Annotated in this window: 14 protein-coding genes; 10 read left to right on the forward strand and 4 right to left on the reverse strand. The window is 63.2% G+C overall.

What is annotated here, in order from left to right; genetic code table 11:
- Positions 1 to 25: 25 nt before the first annotated feature.
- The 7 genes from uvrC (at position 26) to tpiA (ending at position 8,348) form a co-directional block, all read left to right on the forward strand.
- Positions 26 to 2,218: an excinuclease ABC subunit UvrC gene (gene uvrC, locus P3G66_RS17310; RefSeq protein ID WP_276116923.1), complete on the forward strand. Its 2,193-nt coding sequence runs from the start codon at positions 26 to 28 to the stop codon at positions 2,216 to 2,218.
- Entirely contained in the window at positions 2,215 to 3,114 is a 900-nt protein-coding gene (gene rapZ / locus P3G66_RS17315; RefSeq protein WP_003944872.1) for an RNase adapter RapZ, read from the forward strand. The genes uvrC and rapZ overlap by 4 nt, the downstream gene beginning before the upstream one ends.
- On the forward strand, positions 3,111 to 4,175 hold the full coding sequence (gene yvcK / locus P3G66_RS17320; protein WP_042445666.1) for a uridine diphosphate-N-acetylglucosamine-binding protein YvcK: 1,065 nt from the start codon (positions 3,111 to 3,113) through the stop codon (positions 4,173 to 4,175). Before rapZ ends, yvcK begins: the two co-directional genes overlap by 4 nt.
- Positions 4,172 to 5,149 (forward strand): DNA-binding protein WhiA, encoded by a 978-nt coding sequence (whiA, locus tag P3G66_RS17325; protein ID WP_021344225.1) that lies wholly within the window; start codon positions 4,172 to 4,174, stop codon positions 5,147 to 5,149. Before yvcK ends, whiA begins: the two co-directional genes overlap by 4 nt.
- 158 nt (positions 5,150 to 5,307) lie before the next feature.
- Positions 5,308 to 6,327 (forward strand): type I glyceraldehyde-3-phosphate dehydrogenase, encoded by a 1,020-nt coding sequence (gene gap, locus P3G66_RS17330; RefSeq protein WP_003944851.1) that lies wholly within the window; start codon positions 5,308 to 5,310, stop codon positions 6,325 to 6,327.
- Between the two features lie 17 nt (positions 6,328 to 6,344).
- Entirely contained in the window at positions 6,345 to 7,556 is a 1,212-nt protein-coding gene (locus P3G66_RS17335) for a phosphoglycerate kinase (protein WP_003944901.1), read from the forward strand.
- 6 nt (positions 7,557 to 7,562) lie between these two features.
- Positions 7,563 to 8,348 carry a triose-phosphate isomerase gene (gene tpiA, locus P3G66_RS17340; RefSeq protein WP_042445664.1) on the forward strand — a complete coding sequence of 262 codons (786 nt, stop codon included), beginning with the start codon at positions 7,563 to 7,565 and terminating at the stop codon, positions 8,346 to 8,348.
- An 89-nt stretch (positions 8,349 to 8,437) separates the two neighbouring features.
- Here tpiA and P3G66_RS17345 read toward each other — a convergent pair whose 3' ends face one another.
- On the reverse strand, positions 8,438 to 9,238 hold the full coding sequence (locus tag P3G66_RS17345; RefSeq protein ID WP_276116924.1) for a tyrosine-protein phosphatase: 801 nt from the start codon (positions 9,236 to 9,238) through the stop codon (positions 8,438 to 8,440).
- Between the two features lie 209 nt (positions 9,239 to 9,447).
- Between P3G66_RS17345 and secG the strand changes: the two genes are divergently transcribed.
- The 3 genes from secG to P3G66_RS17360 all read left to right on the forward strand — a co-directional run bounded on the left by secG (position 9,448) and on the right by P3G66_RS17360 (position 13,449).
- Positions 9,448 to 9,681 (forward strand): preprotein translocase subunit SecG, encoded by a 234-nt coding sequence (gene secG / locus P3G66_RS17350; RefSeq protein ID WP_003944946.1) that lies wholly within the window; start codon positions 9,448 to 9,450, stop codon positions 9,679 to 9,681.
- 103 nt (positions 9,682 to 9,784) lie between these two features.
- Complete coding sequence (ppc, locus tag P3G66_RS17355; RefSeq protein ID WP_064444585.1) at positions 9,785 to 12,559, forward strand: phosphoenolpyruvate carboxylase; 2,775 nt, start codon at positions 9,785 to 9,787, stop codon at positions 12,557 to 12,559.
- A gap of 104 nt (positions 12,560 to 12,663) precedes the next feature.
- Positions 12,664 to 13,449, forward strand: coding sequence for an oxidoreductase (locus tag P3G66_RS17360; RefSeq protein ID WP_261259513.1), 786 nt, complete (start codon positions 12,664 to 12,666; stop codon positions 13,447 to 13,449).
- Here P3G66_RS17360 and P3G66_RS17365 read toward each other — a convergent pair.
- The 3 genes from P3G66_RS17365 to P3G66_RS17375 all read right to left on the reverse strand — a co-directional run bounded on the left by P3G66_RS17365 (position 13,436) and on the right by P3G66_RS17375 (position 14,824).
- Positions 13,436 to 13,948: a hypothetical protein gene (locus P3G66_RS17365; protein ID WP_007727952.1), complete on the reverse strand. Its 513-nt coding sequence runs from the start codon at positions 13,946 to 13,948 to the stop codon at positions 13,436 to 13,438. The genes P3G66_RS17360 and P3G66_RS17365 overlap by 14 nt on opposite strands.
- Positions 13,949 to 14,120: 172 nt before the next feature.
- Complete coding sequence (locus tag P3G66_RS17370) at positions 14,121 to 14,369, reverse strand: hypothetical protein (RefSeq protein ID WP_261259514.1); 249 nt, start codon at positions 14,367 to 14,369, stop codon at positions 14,121 to 14,123.
- Between the two features lie 134 nt (positions 14,370 to 14,503).
- On the reverse strand, positions 14,504 to 14,824 hold the full coding sequence (locus tag P3G66_RS17375) for a TfoX/Sxy family protein (protein WP_003944891.1): 321 nt from the start codon (positions 14,822 to 14,824) through the stop codon (positions 14,504 to 14,506).
- Position 14,825: the final 1 nt, after the last annotated feature.

Here is a 14,825-nt window from a genome sequence, read left to right on the forward strand (position 1 = left end):
CGGTGGCGGCGACTAACCTGAAACCGTGCCGGATCCCTCGACTTACCGCCCCGCTACCGGAACCATTCCGGCTGCGCCGGGCGTCTACAAATTTCGCGATCCGCATGGTCGGGTCATTTACGTCGGAAAGGCGAAAAGCCTCCGTTCACGTTTGAACTCGTACTTCGCGGACGTCACGACACTTCATCCCCGTACTCGGCAGATGGTGACCACCGCCGGCAGCGTCGAGTGGACCGTCGTCAGTACCGAAGTCGAAGCGCTTCAGCTCGAGTACAACTGGATCAAGGAATTCGATCCGCGGTTCAACGTCCGGTACCGCGACGACAAGACGTATCCGGTTCTCGCGGTGACGCTCAACGAAGAGTTCCCGCGACTGTTCGTCTACCGCGGTCCGCGGCGCAAGGGTGTCCGGTACTTCGGTCCCTACTCCCATGCCTGGGCGATCCGCGAAACTCTCGATCTGCTGCTACGAGTCTTTCCCGCACGAACGTGCTCGTCCGGAGTCTTCAAACGGCACAACCAGATCGGTCGTCCGTGTCTGCTCGGCTACATCGACAAGTGCTCGGCGCCCTGCGTCGGGCGAGTCAGCGCCGAGGAGCATCGACAGATCGTCGAAGATTTCTGCGACTTCCTCGCCGGCCGCACGGACAAGTTGGTCAAAGATCTCGAAAAGCGCATGCAGCAGGCTTCCGAGGATCTCGACTTCGAGACCGCAGCCCGTCTGCGTGACGATATCGGCGCTTTGCGCAAGGCGCTCGAGAAGCAGGCCGTCGTACTCGGTGACGGCACCGACGCCGATCTCGTCGCCTTTGCCACCGATGATCTCGAAGCCGCCGTTCAGGTGTTCCACGTGCGGGGCGGACGCGTGCGGGGTCAGCGTGGATGGGTCGTGGAGAAGGCAGGCGACGCCATCGACTGGGCCGCACTCGACGCCGAGTCCGACCTGCCGATCCTGGTCGAGCAGTTCCTCACCCAGTTCTACGGGGAGCAGGCGGCCCTCGACCCGGGAGCGGGTTCCGAGGCCGGGATCAGCGCAGTTCCCAAGGAAGTTCTGGTGCCGGTTCTGCCGGCAAACGCGACCGAGATCCAGGCGTGGCTGAGCAAGCTTCGGGGATCGCAAGTGCAACTGCGGGTTCCGCAACGCGGCGACAAGAAAGACCTCGCCGAAACAGTTCAGCGAAACGCGAAAGAGGCTCTGGCGCAGCACAAGCTCAAGCGTGCCGGCGATTTCACTTCGCGTTCTGCGGCGCTGCAGGGCATCCAGGAAGCACTGGACCTGGACTCGGCTCCGCTACGAATCGAATGCATCGACATCAGTCACGTCCAGGGAACCGACGTCGTGGCGTCACTGGTCGTGTTCGAGGACGGGCTCCCGCGTAAGTCGGACTACCGGCACTACGCGATCAAGGAAGCCGCCGGCGACGGTCATTCCGACGACGTCGCGAGTATCGCCGAGATCACGCGTCGGCGGTTCCTGCGCCACAACCGCGACCTGGGCGTCCTCGCGGCGTCGGCGTCGACCATGGACTCGGACGGTGGGGACCTGGCTCCCGAAGCGGCGATCGACCCGGCGACGGGCCGGCCTCGGCGGTTCGCCTATCCGCCCAATCTGTTCGTCGTGGACGGCGGCGCCCCTCAGGTCACGGCGGCAGCGGGGGTCCTCGACGAGCTGGGGGTCACTGACGTCGCGGTAGTCGGGTTGGCCAAAAGACTCGAAGAGGTATGGGTACCGGGGGAAGAAGATCCGGTCATCCTCCCTCGGACGAGCGAGTCGTTGTACCTACTGCAGCGCATCCGAGACGAAGCCCACCGCTTCGCGATCACGTTCCATCGCAGCAAACGCTCGAGGCGGATGACGGCTTCGGCTCTGGATTCGGTCAAGGGGCTCGGTGAAACTCGTCGAACCGCTCTGGTGGCTCACTTCGGTTCCGTGGCGAAGCTGAAAACGGCAACGGTCGAGGAGATCATGCAGGTCCCCGGTATCGGTGAGACCACCGCCACAGCAGTTCTGGCCGCACTCGGCACGGATTCGGCTGCAGCCGACGCGGGCGCTGAAGCTCGAGCGCTGCCAGCCGCGGTAGGGGATGATGAGCTGGACACGGAATCCGAATCGTCTGTTACGTCTGCTGACGCGCCCAGCGCCAAATCCGGTAGCGGCGACGAGGGCTCCGAGTCGCGAGAATTGTCCATGCCGACGACGGGGCCGAGTGCACAGTGACTACCGACAGCGCCAAAGACAGTCGAACGATGGATTTCCTGCTGGTGACGGGATTGTCCGGAGCAGGTTTGAGTACCGCTGCCAAGGTGCTCGAAGACCTCGGCTGGTATGTCGCGGACAATTTGCCACCTGAGCTCATTTCCCGAATGGTCGGTCTGAGCTTGACCTCCGATCCGCCGGTCGATCGTCTGGCCGTCGTGATCGACGTGCGGAGTCGACTCTTCACCGGCGATCTCGGGTGGGTGCTCACCGAGCTCGAGGCGGAACCGATCCACACTCGGGTGCTGTACCTCGAAGCGTCGGACGACGTGTTGATCCGACGGTTCGAACAGGTGCGCCGCAGTCATCCGTTGCAGAACGACGGCATCGACGGCACGTTGTCCGAAGGGATCGCAGCCGAGCGTCGGCAGTTGGCCGTGGTGAAGGCGGCCGCCGATCTGGTCATCGACACGTCGGCACTGAAGGCGCATCAGCTGCGTCAGAAGATCGAAACGGCGTTCGGAAACGATGCCAACCGAACGATGAAGGTGACGGTCCAGTCGTTCGGATTCAAGTACGGCCTGCCCATGGACGCCGATCTCGTCTGTGACGTTCGTTTCCTGCCCAATCCCCACTGGATCCCTGAACTTCGCCCGCACACCGGTCAGGACGCCGACGTTCGCGACTACGTGTTGTCGCGCGAGGGCGCGGAAGACTATCTCGACACCTACCGACATCTGGTGGATTTGACGATCGCCGGATATCGACGAGAAGGAAAGCGCTACATGACAATTGCGGTCGGATGCACCGGCGGTAAGCACCGAAGCGTAGCCATGTCCGAAGCTCTCGCGAGGCGTTTGGGTTCCGAGGACGACATCTCGGTCAGCATCGTGCACCGGGATCTGGGGCGCGAATGAGTGAACCGACACATCGCTCGCGGGAGACACCCGAGGGGCCGGCCATCGTCGCGCTCGGCGGCGGGCACGGATTGTTCGCCACGCTCCAGGCCGTCAGACGCTTGACGTTCGACGTCACCGCCGTGGTCACGGTCGCCGACGACGGTGGTTCGTCGGGCCGGCTGCGCGCCGAACTCGGCGTCATCCCGCCTGGAGACCTCCGGATGGCGCTGGCAGCTCTCGCGTCGGACGAACCCGAGATAGTCGACTGGACTCGGACCATTCAGCATCGCTTCGGCGGTGTCGGCGCACTTGCCGGGCACTCGGTGGGCAATCTCATCCTGGCCGGACTGACCGAGGTGCTCGGCGATCCGGTCGTCGCGCTCGACGAGATGGCGCGACTGCTGCGAATCCGTGGCCGTGTGCTGCCGATGTCGCCGATCGCGCTCGAGATCGAAGCCGACGTTCAGGGACTCGAAGAGGACCCCCGCGTCAGCCGCTGCATTCGTGGACAGGTTGCCGTCGCGACCACCCCGGGCAAGGTTCGGCGTGTGAGACTGCTCCCGTCCAATCCGCCCGCGTGCCCCGATGCCGTGACTGCGATCGATCGTGCCGATCTCGTGGTTCTCGGCCCGGGATCGTGGTTCTCGAGCGTGATCCCACACGTCCTGGTACCCGAACTCGTCGAATCACTGTCGTCGACGAAGGCTCGAAAGGTACTGGTGCTCAATCTCGCACCCGAGCCGGGGGAGACCGCCGGATTCTCCGCGGAGCGTCACCTGCACGTACTCTCCCAACACGTGCCCGATTTCCGGGTCGACTACGTGGTGGTCGACTCGGCGTCGGTACCGGCCGGGCGTGAACGTGAACATCTGCAGCGTGCGGCGGATCAATTTTCAGCCGAAGTCAGGTACGCGGATGTCGCGGACACCTCACCGGGCGCAGCGCATGTACACGATCCGGCAAAACTGGCCGATGTACTGGCTGAACTGTCGAGCAGTGCGGCAGTAGGGGATTCGACACAGTCTTCCCTGCAAGAACAGCAATCCGAAGAACAGAGGGAGAACGCTTCGTGGCAATGACAGCGGAGGTCAAGGACGAACTGAGCCGGTTAGTGGTGACTCAGGTCAGCTGCCGCAAGGCAGAGGTCTCCGCGTTGCTGCGCTTTGCCGGTGGGCTCCACATCGTCGGCGGCCGGGTGGTCGTCGAAGCAGAGGTGGATCTGGGCTCCACGGCGCGACGTCTGCGCCGGGAGATATTCGACCTGTTCACCTACAGTGCCGACGTGCACGTACTCAGTGCGGGCGGGCTTCGAAAGTCCGCTCGTTACATCGTGCGTGTGGCGAAGGAGGGTGAGGCCCTCGCGCGCCAGACGGGACTGCTCGATCTTCGCGGGCGCCCGGTTCGCGGCTTGCCTGCGCAGGTCGTCGGCGGAAGTGTCGGCGACGCCGAAGCAGCGTGGCGCGGTGCGTTCCTCGCGCACGGTTCCCTGACCGAACCCGGCCGTTCGTCGGCGCTCGAAGTGAGCTGCCCCGGCCCGGAAGCTGCACTTGCTCTGGTTGGAGCTGCGCGGCGTCTGGGGATCTCGGCGAAGGCACGTGAGGTTCGCGGAACGGATCGTGTGGTGATCCGCGACGGTGAGGCCATCGGCGATCTCCTGACCCGAATGGGAGCCCAGGACACACGCCTGGTGTGGGAGGAGAGGCGGATGCGACGCGAGGTCCGCGCCACCGCCAATCGTCTCGCCAATTTCGACGACGCAAACCTGCGACGCTCTGCTCGCGCTGCCGTTGCGGCTGCTGCGCGCGTCGAGCGTGCGTTGGAGATCCTCGGTGAGGACGTGCCCGATCACCTCGCGGCGGCGGGTGCACTGCGCGTCGAGCATCGGCAGGCGTCCCTCGAAGAACTCGGCCAGTTGGCCGACCCGCCGATGACCAAGGACGCCGTTGCCGGACGTATCCGTCGCCTGCTGTCCATGGCTGATCGCAAGGCCAAGGAAACGGGCATACCCGACACCGAATCCGCAGTGAATGTGGAGCTACTCGAAGAGGGGTGACCTGCCCTCCGTCAGGGTGGGCTGCGCACGTTCGGGCCACGCGCATTAGGGTATGAGTCACATCGACCGATGAACCCCACGTCCGCGTCGTGCACACACGGATTCGGAGTATGCGTGGGTCAAGTTGCACACCAGAATCATGGTCAAAGGAGCGAATTGTGACTGTCCGGGTTGGCGTAAACGGTTTCGGCCGTATCGGACGTAACTTCTTCAGGGCGGTGGATGCGCAGAAGGCGCTCGGAACCACCGATATCGAGATCGTGGCAGTCAACGACCTGACTGACAACGCGACGCTCGCTCACCTGCTGAAGTACGACTCCATCCTCGGCCGTTTGCCGTACGACGTGTCGCTCGACGGTGACGACACGATCGTCGTCGGCGATCAGCGCATCAAGGCCCTCGCACACCGTGGCCCGTTGAACGAACTTCCCTGGGGCGAGCTGGGCGTCGACGTCGTCGTCGAGTCCACCGGCATCTTCACCGACGCCGCAAAGGCCAAGGGACACCTCGAAGCCGGCGCCAAGAAGGTCATCATCTCGGCTCCGGCCAAGGGTGAAGACATCACCATCGTGATGGGCGTCAACGACGACAAGTACGACGGCAGCCAGAACATCATCTCCAACGCGTCGTGCACCACCAACTGCCTCGGCCCCATCGCCAAGGTTCTCGACGACGAGTTCGGCATCGTCAAGGGTCTGATGACCACGATCCACGCGTACACCCAGGATCAGAACCTGCAGGACGCTCCGCACGCAGACCTCCGTCGCGCCCGCGCAGCTGCCCTCAACATCGTTCCCACCGGTACCGGTGCAGCCAAGGCAATCGGCCTGGTTCTCCCGCAGCTGCTCGGCAAGCTCGACGGCTACGCACTGCGCGTGCCGATCCCCACGGGCTCGGTCACCGACCTCACCGCGAACCTGAAGAAGTCGGCCACCGCCGACGAGATCAACGCTGCGATGAAGGCTGCTGCCGAAGGACCCCTCAAGGGCATCCTGAAGTACACCGACGCACCGATCGTCTCCTCGGACATCGTCACCGACCCGCACTCGTCGATCTTCGACTCGGGTCTGACGAAGGTCATCGACGACCAGGTCAAGATCGTCTCCTGGTACGACAACGAGTGGGGCTACTCCAACCGCCTCGCCGACCTCATCGGCCTCGTCGCCAAGTCTCTCTGAGCGGAGTTTCGATAACAGTGGCAGTTCAGACGCTGAAGGATCTGCTGGACGCTGGGGTCGAGGGGCGCACCGTACTGGTGCGTTCCGACCTCAACGTCCCGTTGGATGGCGGAGAAATCACGGACCCGGGTCGCATCGTCGCGTCCGCTCCCACCCTGCGGGCACTCGCCGAGGGTGGAGCGAAGGTCATCGTGACCGCGCACCTCGGGCGCCCCGACGGTCAGCCCGATCCCAAGTTCTCCCTCGCACCGGTTGCCGCGAAGTTGGCCGAAATCCTCGGTCGCAACGTGCAACTCGCCGGTGACGTCGTGGGACAGGACGCGCTGGCTCGTTCCGAAGGACTCACCGATGGTGACGTCCTGATGCTCGAGAACATCCGTTTCGACCCTCGCGAGACCAGCAAGGACGAAGCCGAGCGGGTCAAGCTCGCCAAGGCTCTCGTCGAGCTGGTCGGTGACGACGGCGCATTCGTCTCCGACGGATTCGGTGTTGTTCACCGTAAGCAGGCGTCGGTCTTCGACGTCGCGAAGCTGCTCCCGCATTACGCCGGATACCTGGTCGGCGCCGAGGTCGAGGTGCTCGCCAAGCTCACGCAGGACGCGGCGCGTCCGTACGCGGTGGTGCTCGGTGGCTCCAAGGTCTCGGACAAGCTGGCCGTCATCGAGGCACTGGCGCCGAAGGTCGACACTCTGGTGATCGGCGGCGGAATGTTCTACACGTTCCTCGCGGCTCAGGGTGTGTCCGTGGGCAATTCGCTGTGTGAAGAGTCCATGATCGAGACCTGCAAGGATCTCCTCGACCGGTACGCCGACGTCATCCACATCCCTCAGGATGTTGTCGTCGCGGACTCCTTCTCGGCCGATGCCGAGTCGAAGATCGTTCCGTTCGACAAGATTCCCGACGGCTGGATGGGTCTGGATATCGGACCGGAGTCGGTCAAGCGCTTTGCCGCGATCCTGACCGGCGCCAAGACGGTGTTCTGGAACGGCCCGATGGGCGTGTTCGAGTTCCCGAAGTTCGAGGCAGGCACCCGCGGTGTCGCCGAGGCAATCGTGGAGGCAACCGAGAAGGGCGCCTTCAGCGTCGTCGGCGGCGGCGACTCCGCAGCAGCCGTTCGTCAGCTCGGTATCCCGGACGAGGGCTTCTCGCACATTTCCACCGGTGGTGGCGCTTCCCTCGAGTACCTCGAGGGCAAAGAGCTGCCTGGCATCGCAGTACTGGAAGGCTGATCCGACATGGCACGTAAGCCGTTGATCGCCGGCAACTGGAAGATGAATCTGAACCACCTCGAGGCTATCGCCCTGGTGCAGAAGATCGCTTTCTCCTTGCCTGCGAAGTACTTCGACAAAGTGGACGTCACGGTCATCCCGCCGTTCACCGACATCCGAAGCGTCCAGACGCTGATCGAGGGCGACAAGCTCCTCCTCACTTACGGCGCGCAAGATGTCTCGGCTCATGACTCGGGTGCGTTCACGGGCGAGATCAGCGGCTCCATGCTGGCCAAGCTCGGTTGCACCTTCGTCGTGGTCGGTCACTCCGAGCGTCGCACCCTTCACGGTGAGACCAACGAGACCGTCCTCGCGAAGACGAAGGCTGCTCTCAAGAACGGCCTCACGCCGATCGTGTGCATCGGCGAAGGCCTCGAGATCCGCGAAGCGGGCGAGCATGTCGCCTACAACGTCGACCAGCTCAAGGGTTCGTTGGCGGGCCTGAGCGCGGAGGAGATCTCCAAGATCGTCATCGCGTACGAACCTGTCTGGGCCATCGGCACCGGCCGTGTCGCTTCTGCCGCCGATGCACAGGAAGTGTGTGCTGCGGTGCGAGCAACAGTGGCCGAACTTGCCGACGCCGAGGTCGCGGCCGGCGTTCGCGTTCTGTACGGCGGTAGCGTCAGCTCCAAGAACGTCGGAGAGATCGTCGGCCAGACCGACGTCGACGGCGCTCTTGTCGGAGGCGCGTCGCTCAAGGCTGACGAGTTCGCGACACTGTCTGCGATCGCTGCAGGCGGTCCACTCCCGTGATGATCGGGTAGTGAGCTGAAACTGCTCGAGACTAAGACTGCGGGTGTGTGACCGAGTAGGTCACACACCCGCAGTTTTTTGTTCGCGAGTCAGCTCACCAGTTTGGTTTCCAGAGCGCCGACGAGTTCGGGAGCAAGCTCCAACCCGGCGGTCAGATAGTTCTCGACGGTCCCGTAGTGGTGCTCGACCTGCTCGAAGGCAGCGCCCAGGTAACTCGCGTCGACGGAAAGCAGCAACCGGATCACCTCGCCCTTGTCTGCATCTGTGGCAGCGGCGATCTTCGCGACTGTTGCATCGATGTACTCGGCCGAGTACGTGTTCGTGAGCAGGTAGTCCGCCGTGATCGTTTCGCGCGGTACACCAGCGAGTGTCTGCAGTAGTGCTGCCGCCCAACCTGTTCGGTCCTTGCCCGCCGTGCAGTGGAAGAGTTGCGGCCCCTCGGTGGTCGCCAGGGCGGCGAACAACTGCGAAAATCCGTTCCGAGTGACGGGGTCTGCGACAAAGCTGCGATTGATGTTCTGCATGAAAGCTGTTGCAGCGTCCGCTGTTCGGAGAGCCATCGCTTCGGCGTGGATGTTTCCGGACAGGATGGGAATGTGGGCGTACATCGCCGGCGCCGGCACGATGTCGGGAGTTTCGTTCGCCTCGGTTTCGGAGCGCACGTCATAGACGGCGGTCAGCCCCAGCGATTCCACGATTGCAAGATCCTCGGGCGAGGGCGTCAGTACGTTTGCACGGTAGAAGACTCCGCGGCTCATCGCCTGTCCGCTGGTCGTGACGTACCCGGGGCCGGCCACGTCGCGGAAGTTGTGAATCGAAGCCAGACGTGGTGTGTCAGGCAGGGGTGTGTTGGGCAGGGCAGTGTTGGGCAGGGCAGTGTCGGAAAGCATGGAGCCGGCCTTTCGGAGGTAGAGTCGCGTCAACTGAAAAACTACTGAATCGGTATCTCGACAGTGTGATCGATGCCACTGACCAAGAGTCGTGCCTGGCCGGGTGCAAAGTCATGTGCGAGGCGGGTATGTGGTCAGGCTATCTGTGCGCGCCTGTATGGTGTTATCGGTTGTAGTTGTCCCTATTGGATTGGTGGACGTAGACAGACATGAAACTGTTCCTGGATATCCTGCTGGTCATCACCAGCTTGCTCCTCATCGCCTTGGTGCTCCTGCATCGCGGTAAGGGCGGCGGTTTGTCGAGTCTGTTCGGTGGCGGTGTCCAGTCCAGCCTGTCCGGCTCGACTGTTGTCGAGAAGAACCTCGACCGGTTGACGGTCTTCACCGCGTTGATCTGGCTCATTTCGATCGTCGGCATCGGCCTGGAGATCAAGTTCGCCTGATTCTCGGCTCATGACTTACAGCCGGTAGTTTTTCACACACGAATTTCAGACACGGAACCCCGCCCATCGAGCGGGGTTCTTTGTTTCGGTCGATAATTGTGTGATGACTGAAACCGCGTCGCATCGAGAAACACCGCGAGAGGCCACCGAGCCGCTGCGCGAAGACATCCGGCTTCTCGGCGGAATACTCGGACAAATAGTGCGAGAGCAAGCCGGCGACAATGTGTTCGATCTGGTCGAGCGAGCCCGTGTCGAGTCGTTCCGAGTCCGTCGTTCGGAGATCGATCGCGCCGAACTGGTGTCGCTGTTCGCCGAAATCAGTACGGACGACGCCATTCCCGTCATCCGGGCGTTCAGTCACTTCGCACTGCTCGCCAACCTGGCCGAGGACATCCATCGCGAGCGTCGACGGGCCATCCATGTCAATGCGGGGGAACCGCCCCGCGACAGCACTCTCGCGGCCACGTACACCAAACTTGATGCAGCCGATATCGATTCGGCCACCGTCGAAGAAGCGCTGCGGGGCGCCCTGGTCTCACCCGTCATCACCGCTCACCCGACGGAGACTCGACGCCGTACGGTGTTCGAGACGCAGAGTCGGATCACCGAGTTGATGCGATACCGCGAGCGCACGGCGCTGAGCGTCGCAGAAACCGCTGATGTCGATCTGCAATTGCGCCGTCAGATCCTGACCCTGTGGCAGACGGCACTGATCCGGCTCAGCCGCCTCCGTATCCAGGATGAAATCGAGGTAGGCCTGCGCTACTACGACGCAGCGTTGTTCGAGGTGATTCCGAAGATCAACGCCGAGGTTCGCAAAGCTCTGCGCACGCGTTGGCCGGACGCCGGGCTTCTGCCGGAACCGATCCTGAGGCCGGGTTCGTGGATCGGCGGTGACCGAGACGGCAATCCGTACGTGACCGGCGAAATTGTCCAGCGCGCCACGTCGCGCGCTGCGGCGACTGCTCTCGAGCATCACCTCGAGGAACTCGAACATCTCGAGCGTGAACTGTCGATGTCGGCGCGGCTGGTGTCCGTCACGCCCGAACTCGATCTGCTGGCGTCTACCTCCGGCGACGATTCTGCCTTCAGGGCCGACGAGCCGTACCGTCGCGCGATTCGCGGTATCCGCGGGCGCTTGAGCGCCACAGCACTGACGGTACTGGGGGAGTTGCCCGCCCACGGCTCCGACGACGGACTCGTGGCGTACACCGACCCGGCACAGTTGCAGCGGGATCTCGGAATCATCGACACCTCGTTGCGTCGTTTCGGTGACGAGACCATCGCCGACGATCGACTCGATCGGCTCCGAGAAGCGGTGGAGGTGTTCGGCTTTCACCTGTCCGGTCTGGACATGCGGCAGAACTCCGAGGTACACGAAAGCGTCGTCGCAGAACTTCTGGCGTGGGCCGGAGTTCACCCGGACTACGCGTCCTTGCCGGAAGCCGATCGAGTCGAATTGCTGTCGGCCGAGTTGACGACGCGGCGACCACTGACTTCGCCGGACGCCGAGTTCAGCGAATTGACCACCAAGGAACTGGCCATCATGGCGGCCGGTGCCAAGGCAGTGCGGGTTCTCGGAGCGGGTGCGGTACCCAACTACATCATCAGCATGTGTACCTCGGTCAGTGACATGCTCGAGGCTGCAGTGCTGCTCAAAGAGGTCGGGGTGCTCGATCCGGGCGTCGGTAGCGAGCCCTCGTGCCCGATCGGCATCGTGCCGTTGTTCGAGACGATCGAGGATCTGCAGGGCGGCGCCGACACATTGCTGGCGACGCTCGACATCCCGATCTATCGTGCGATCGTCCGTTCCCGTGGTGACAGTCAAGAAGTGATGCTCGGGTACTCCGACTCGAACAAGGACGGCGGGTACCTGGCAGCCAACTGGGCGCTGTACCGTGCCGAACTCGACCTCGTCGATGCCGCGCGTAAGAGCGGAATCAGGTTGAGGCTCTTCCACGGCCGCGGCGGAACCGTCGGACGTGGCGGCGGACCGAGTTACGAAGCGATTCTGGCTCAGCCTCCCGGTGCAGTCGCGGGTTCTCTGCGAATCACCGAGCAGGGTGAGGTGATTGCGGCCAAGTACGCCGAACCGCGTCTGGCGCATCGCAACCTCGAAACACTCATCGCCGCGACCATCGAGTCGACGTTGCTCGACGTCGAAGGACTCGGCAGCGATGCCGACGCTGCCTACGCGGTACTGGACGAGCTCGCGGCCCTCGCCCGCACCGCGTACAGCGAATTGGTGCACGACACACCAGGATTCGTGCAGTACTTCGAAGCGTCGACACCGGTCGCCGAGATCGGGGCACTCAACATCGGCTCTCGTCCGGCCTCTCGCAAGCAGACCAAGGCGATCTCCGACCTGCGAGCGATTCCCTGGGTGCTCTCGTGGAGTCAGTCTCGCGTGATGCTTCCGGGTTGGTACGGAACCGGCGCCGCGTTCGAACGATGGATCGACGGAGACGACACTCGGCTTGCCACGTTGACGGCCCTGTACGAGAAGTGGCCGTTCTTCCGAACCGTGCTCTCGAACATGGCCATGGTGATGTCGAAGTCGGATCTCGGTTTGGCGGCCCGGTACGCGGACCTCGTGCCCGACGCCGAACTGCGCGATCGAGTCTTCGGAATGATCACCGACGAGCACGAACGCACAATTCGCATGTACAAGGCAATCACGGGCAACGAGAACCTCTTCGCCGACAACTCGGGCCTCGAGCGTTCGGTCCACAACCGGTTCCCGTACCTCGAACCTCTCAACCATCTACAGGTCGAGCTGATCCGTCGGTACCGTTCCGGCGACGAGAGCGATCAGGTGCGTCGGGGTATCCAGCTGACGATGAACGGCCTGGCCACTGCGCTTCGTAACAGTGGCTAGGTAACAGCGGCTGGTTCTGCAGGTTTACCAGGGTGTGCGTGCGGCGACTCTAGAGCTGTCGCACGCACACCCAACGCTGCGCACCGGACCGAACGGGGACCGCAGTGGATCTGCAATTGGACGGACGAACTGCCGTCGTTACCGGCGCGGGAAAAGGTATCGGGTTGGCGATCACTCGGGCCTTGGTGGCCGAGGGAGTCCACGTCGTCGCGGGCTCGCGGACGCTCTCGCCGGAACTCGAATCGCTGCAGTCCGGCGGCGCCGTCACCTTTGTCGGCGTCGACCTCGCGAGTGTCGAAGGATCAACCCGACTGCTCGAGGTTGCAGCAGTGAGGGGCGGCGTCGACATCCTGGTCAACAACGTCGGCGCCGTCACCCCGAGGACGAGCGGTTTCGCGGCAATCACAGACGAAGAGTGGGCGGCGTCGTTCAATCTGACGTTCTTGTCGGCTGTACGCACTGTTCGCGCTGCGCTGCCGGAGTTGATCCGCCGAGGTGGCGGGAGCATCGTGACGATCAGTTCGATCAACGCATTCTTACCTGACCCCACGGTGATCGACTACAGCGCCGCCAAAGCGGCGTTGACCAACTTCTCGAAGTCGTTGTCGAAAGAACTGGGCGGGCAGGGGATCCGCGTCAATACCGTCAGCCCTGGCCCGGTGCAAACGGAGTTGTGGCTCGGCAAGCACGGAGTGGCCTCGACGCTGGCGAAGGCGAGTGGATCAGCCGCCGACGACATCGTCGAAAGCGCCGCGGCCGGAGCCGAGACTGGGCGGTTCACCTTCCCCGAAGAGGTTGCCGACCTGGTGTTGTTCCTCGCCAGCGATCGTGCGGGGAACGTGACAGGCGCGGATTTCGTGATCGACGGCGGTCTGATCAAGACCTTGTGATCATTGCTGCCTGAAACCTGATCATGTGCGCGACGGTCGACGACGTGATGCACAGGATCACTGCGGACGCGATGACCACCCACAGTCCCCACCCGATGGACGGTCCGGCAGTGTGCCCTGCGAACTCGGTACTACGTCGCACGATGGACGCGGCGTTTCCGACGGCAACGATCAAGACCGCGATTCCGACCAAAGGGCCGGTGCAGTGATTCTTGATCTCGGGCGTGACGTCTCGAACCATGAGGGTGATCAGCGCGGTCACCGCGCAGAGAGCGAGGACGAGAGTGATCACTCCGCATTCGTCGATACCACTGTGGTCCAGCGCGGAGGATGACGTCCACGGGCCGAGGCTTCCGGCGACGATCCCGGCGCACGCCCAGAGCGATCCGATGAGGCTAGGTCCGAAACGGTCGGGCATGAGGGAGGGAATTGCGCGGGTCGACGGCAGCTGAAACCCGAAGGCGCGTTGGTGATCCGGCTGATTGGGTGTGAACGTCACGGGACGGACCACCTTTCCTCCGCGGCGTCGAGCCGCCCAATCCAATGCTTTTCCGGAGTCTAAGGGCCGCCCAGTTCACTTTTGCCGAATCGAACGAAATTGATCGAACCGACGCTAGGGCTCGAGCAACTCGGCGTGAGAATATTCGTTGCAGCCCGCACCGACGAGGCGCTTACTGTTCAAACGGCGTCGTGAACGACACTGGTTTGCCGGCGGCGCGCGCGTACGCGATCTCTCGGCGCGTGGACTCACCGATGTATCCGCGAGGGTTGACGACCAGAACCCGATCGGCGAGGTCGATCTTGCGCAGATGGAGCGCGTCGAGCAGGATCTTCTGCTCGACAGAGACCGCCTCGTCTGCTTCAACCGGCGCGACGACGATCACGCCCGCGAACGTCAGGTTGCGGTTCGCCTCCCGCATCTCTTCAGCGAATCGCGCAGAGCCGCAGATACAGACAATCTCAGGTCGATCGGGCACGGTTCAGTCTCTCATCGACGCGAGAGCCCGCGGCCACACCAGTCTCGTCAGATATCTTCGGCAACGCACCCCAGCTGTCAGTGAACGAAGTCCAGAGCTTCCTTGATCCACGCGTTGAATTCGACGTTCGAACTCGTCCCGGTTCGGTCGACGACGATCCATCCCTTGCTCATCGGCTTACCCCGCATCTCGGGCCAGCTTGCACCCTTGTGCGTCAGAAGCTCGTCGACTCGATCGGGGTCACACCGAACCATGATGTTGCCGTGTGAGTTCGCACTGGCGGCCAGCTTCCCGTTCACCATGAAGCTCAGCCCACCGAACATCTTTACTTCCTCGACGTCGTCCTCGCCCGAGAGCGCATCGCGGATACGCTCAGCCAGCGCTTTGTCGTATGCCATG

The organism is Rhodococcus sp. C3V (genome assembly GCF_029269915.1).
Taxonomy (GTDB): domain Bacteria; phylum Actinomycetota; class Actinomycetes; order Mycobacteriales; family Mycobacteriaceae; genus Rhodococcus_F; species Rhodococcus_F qingshengii.

Bases quoted from the DNA above. Each gene is read 5' to 3' on its own strand.
- yvcK (WP_042445666.1), top strand. From the start codon at position 3,111: ATGAGTGAACCGACACATCGCTCGCGGGAGACACCCGAGGGGCCGGCC.
- whiA (WP_021344225.1), top strand. From the start codon at position 4,172: ATGACAGCGGAGGTCAAGGACGAACTGAGCCGGTTAGTGGTGACTCAG.
- tpiA (WP_042445664.1), top strand. From the start codon at position 7,563: ATGGCACGTAAGCCGTTGATCGCCGGCAACTGGAAGATGAATCTGAAC.
- P3G66_RS17345 (WP_276116924.1), bottom strand. From the start codon at position 9,238: ATGCTTTCCGACACTGCCCTGCCCAACACTGCCCTGCCCAACACACCC.
- secG (WP_003944946.1), top strand. From the start codon at position 9,448: ATGAAACTGTTCCTGGATATCCTGCTGGTCATCACCAGCTTGCTCCTC.
- ppc (WP_064444585.1), top strand. From the start codon at position 9,785: ATGACTGAAACCGCGTCGCATCGAGAAACACCGCGAGAGGCCACCGAG.
- P3G66_RS17370 (WP_261259514.1), bottom strand. From the start codon at position 14,369: ATGCGGGAGGCGAACCGCAACCTGACGTTCGCGGGCGTGATCGTCGTC.
- P3G66_RS17375 (WP_003944891.1), bottom strand. From the start codon at position 14,824: ATGGCATACGACAAAGCGCTGGCTGAGCGTATCCGCGATGCGCTCTCG.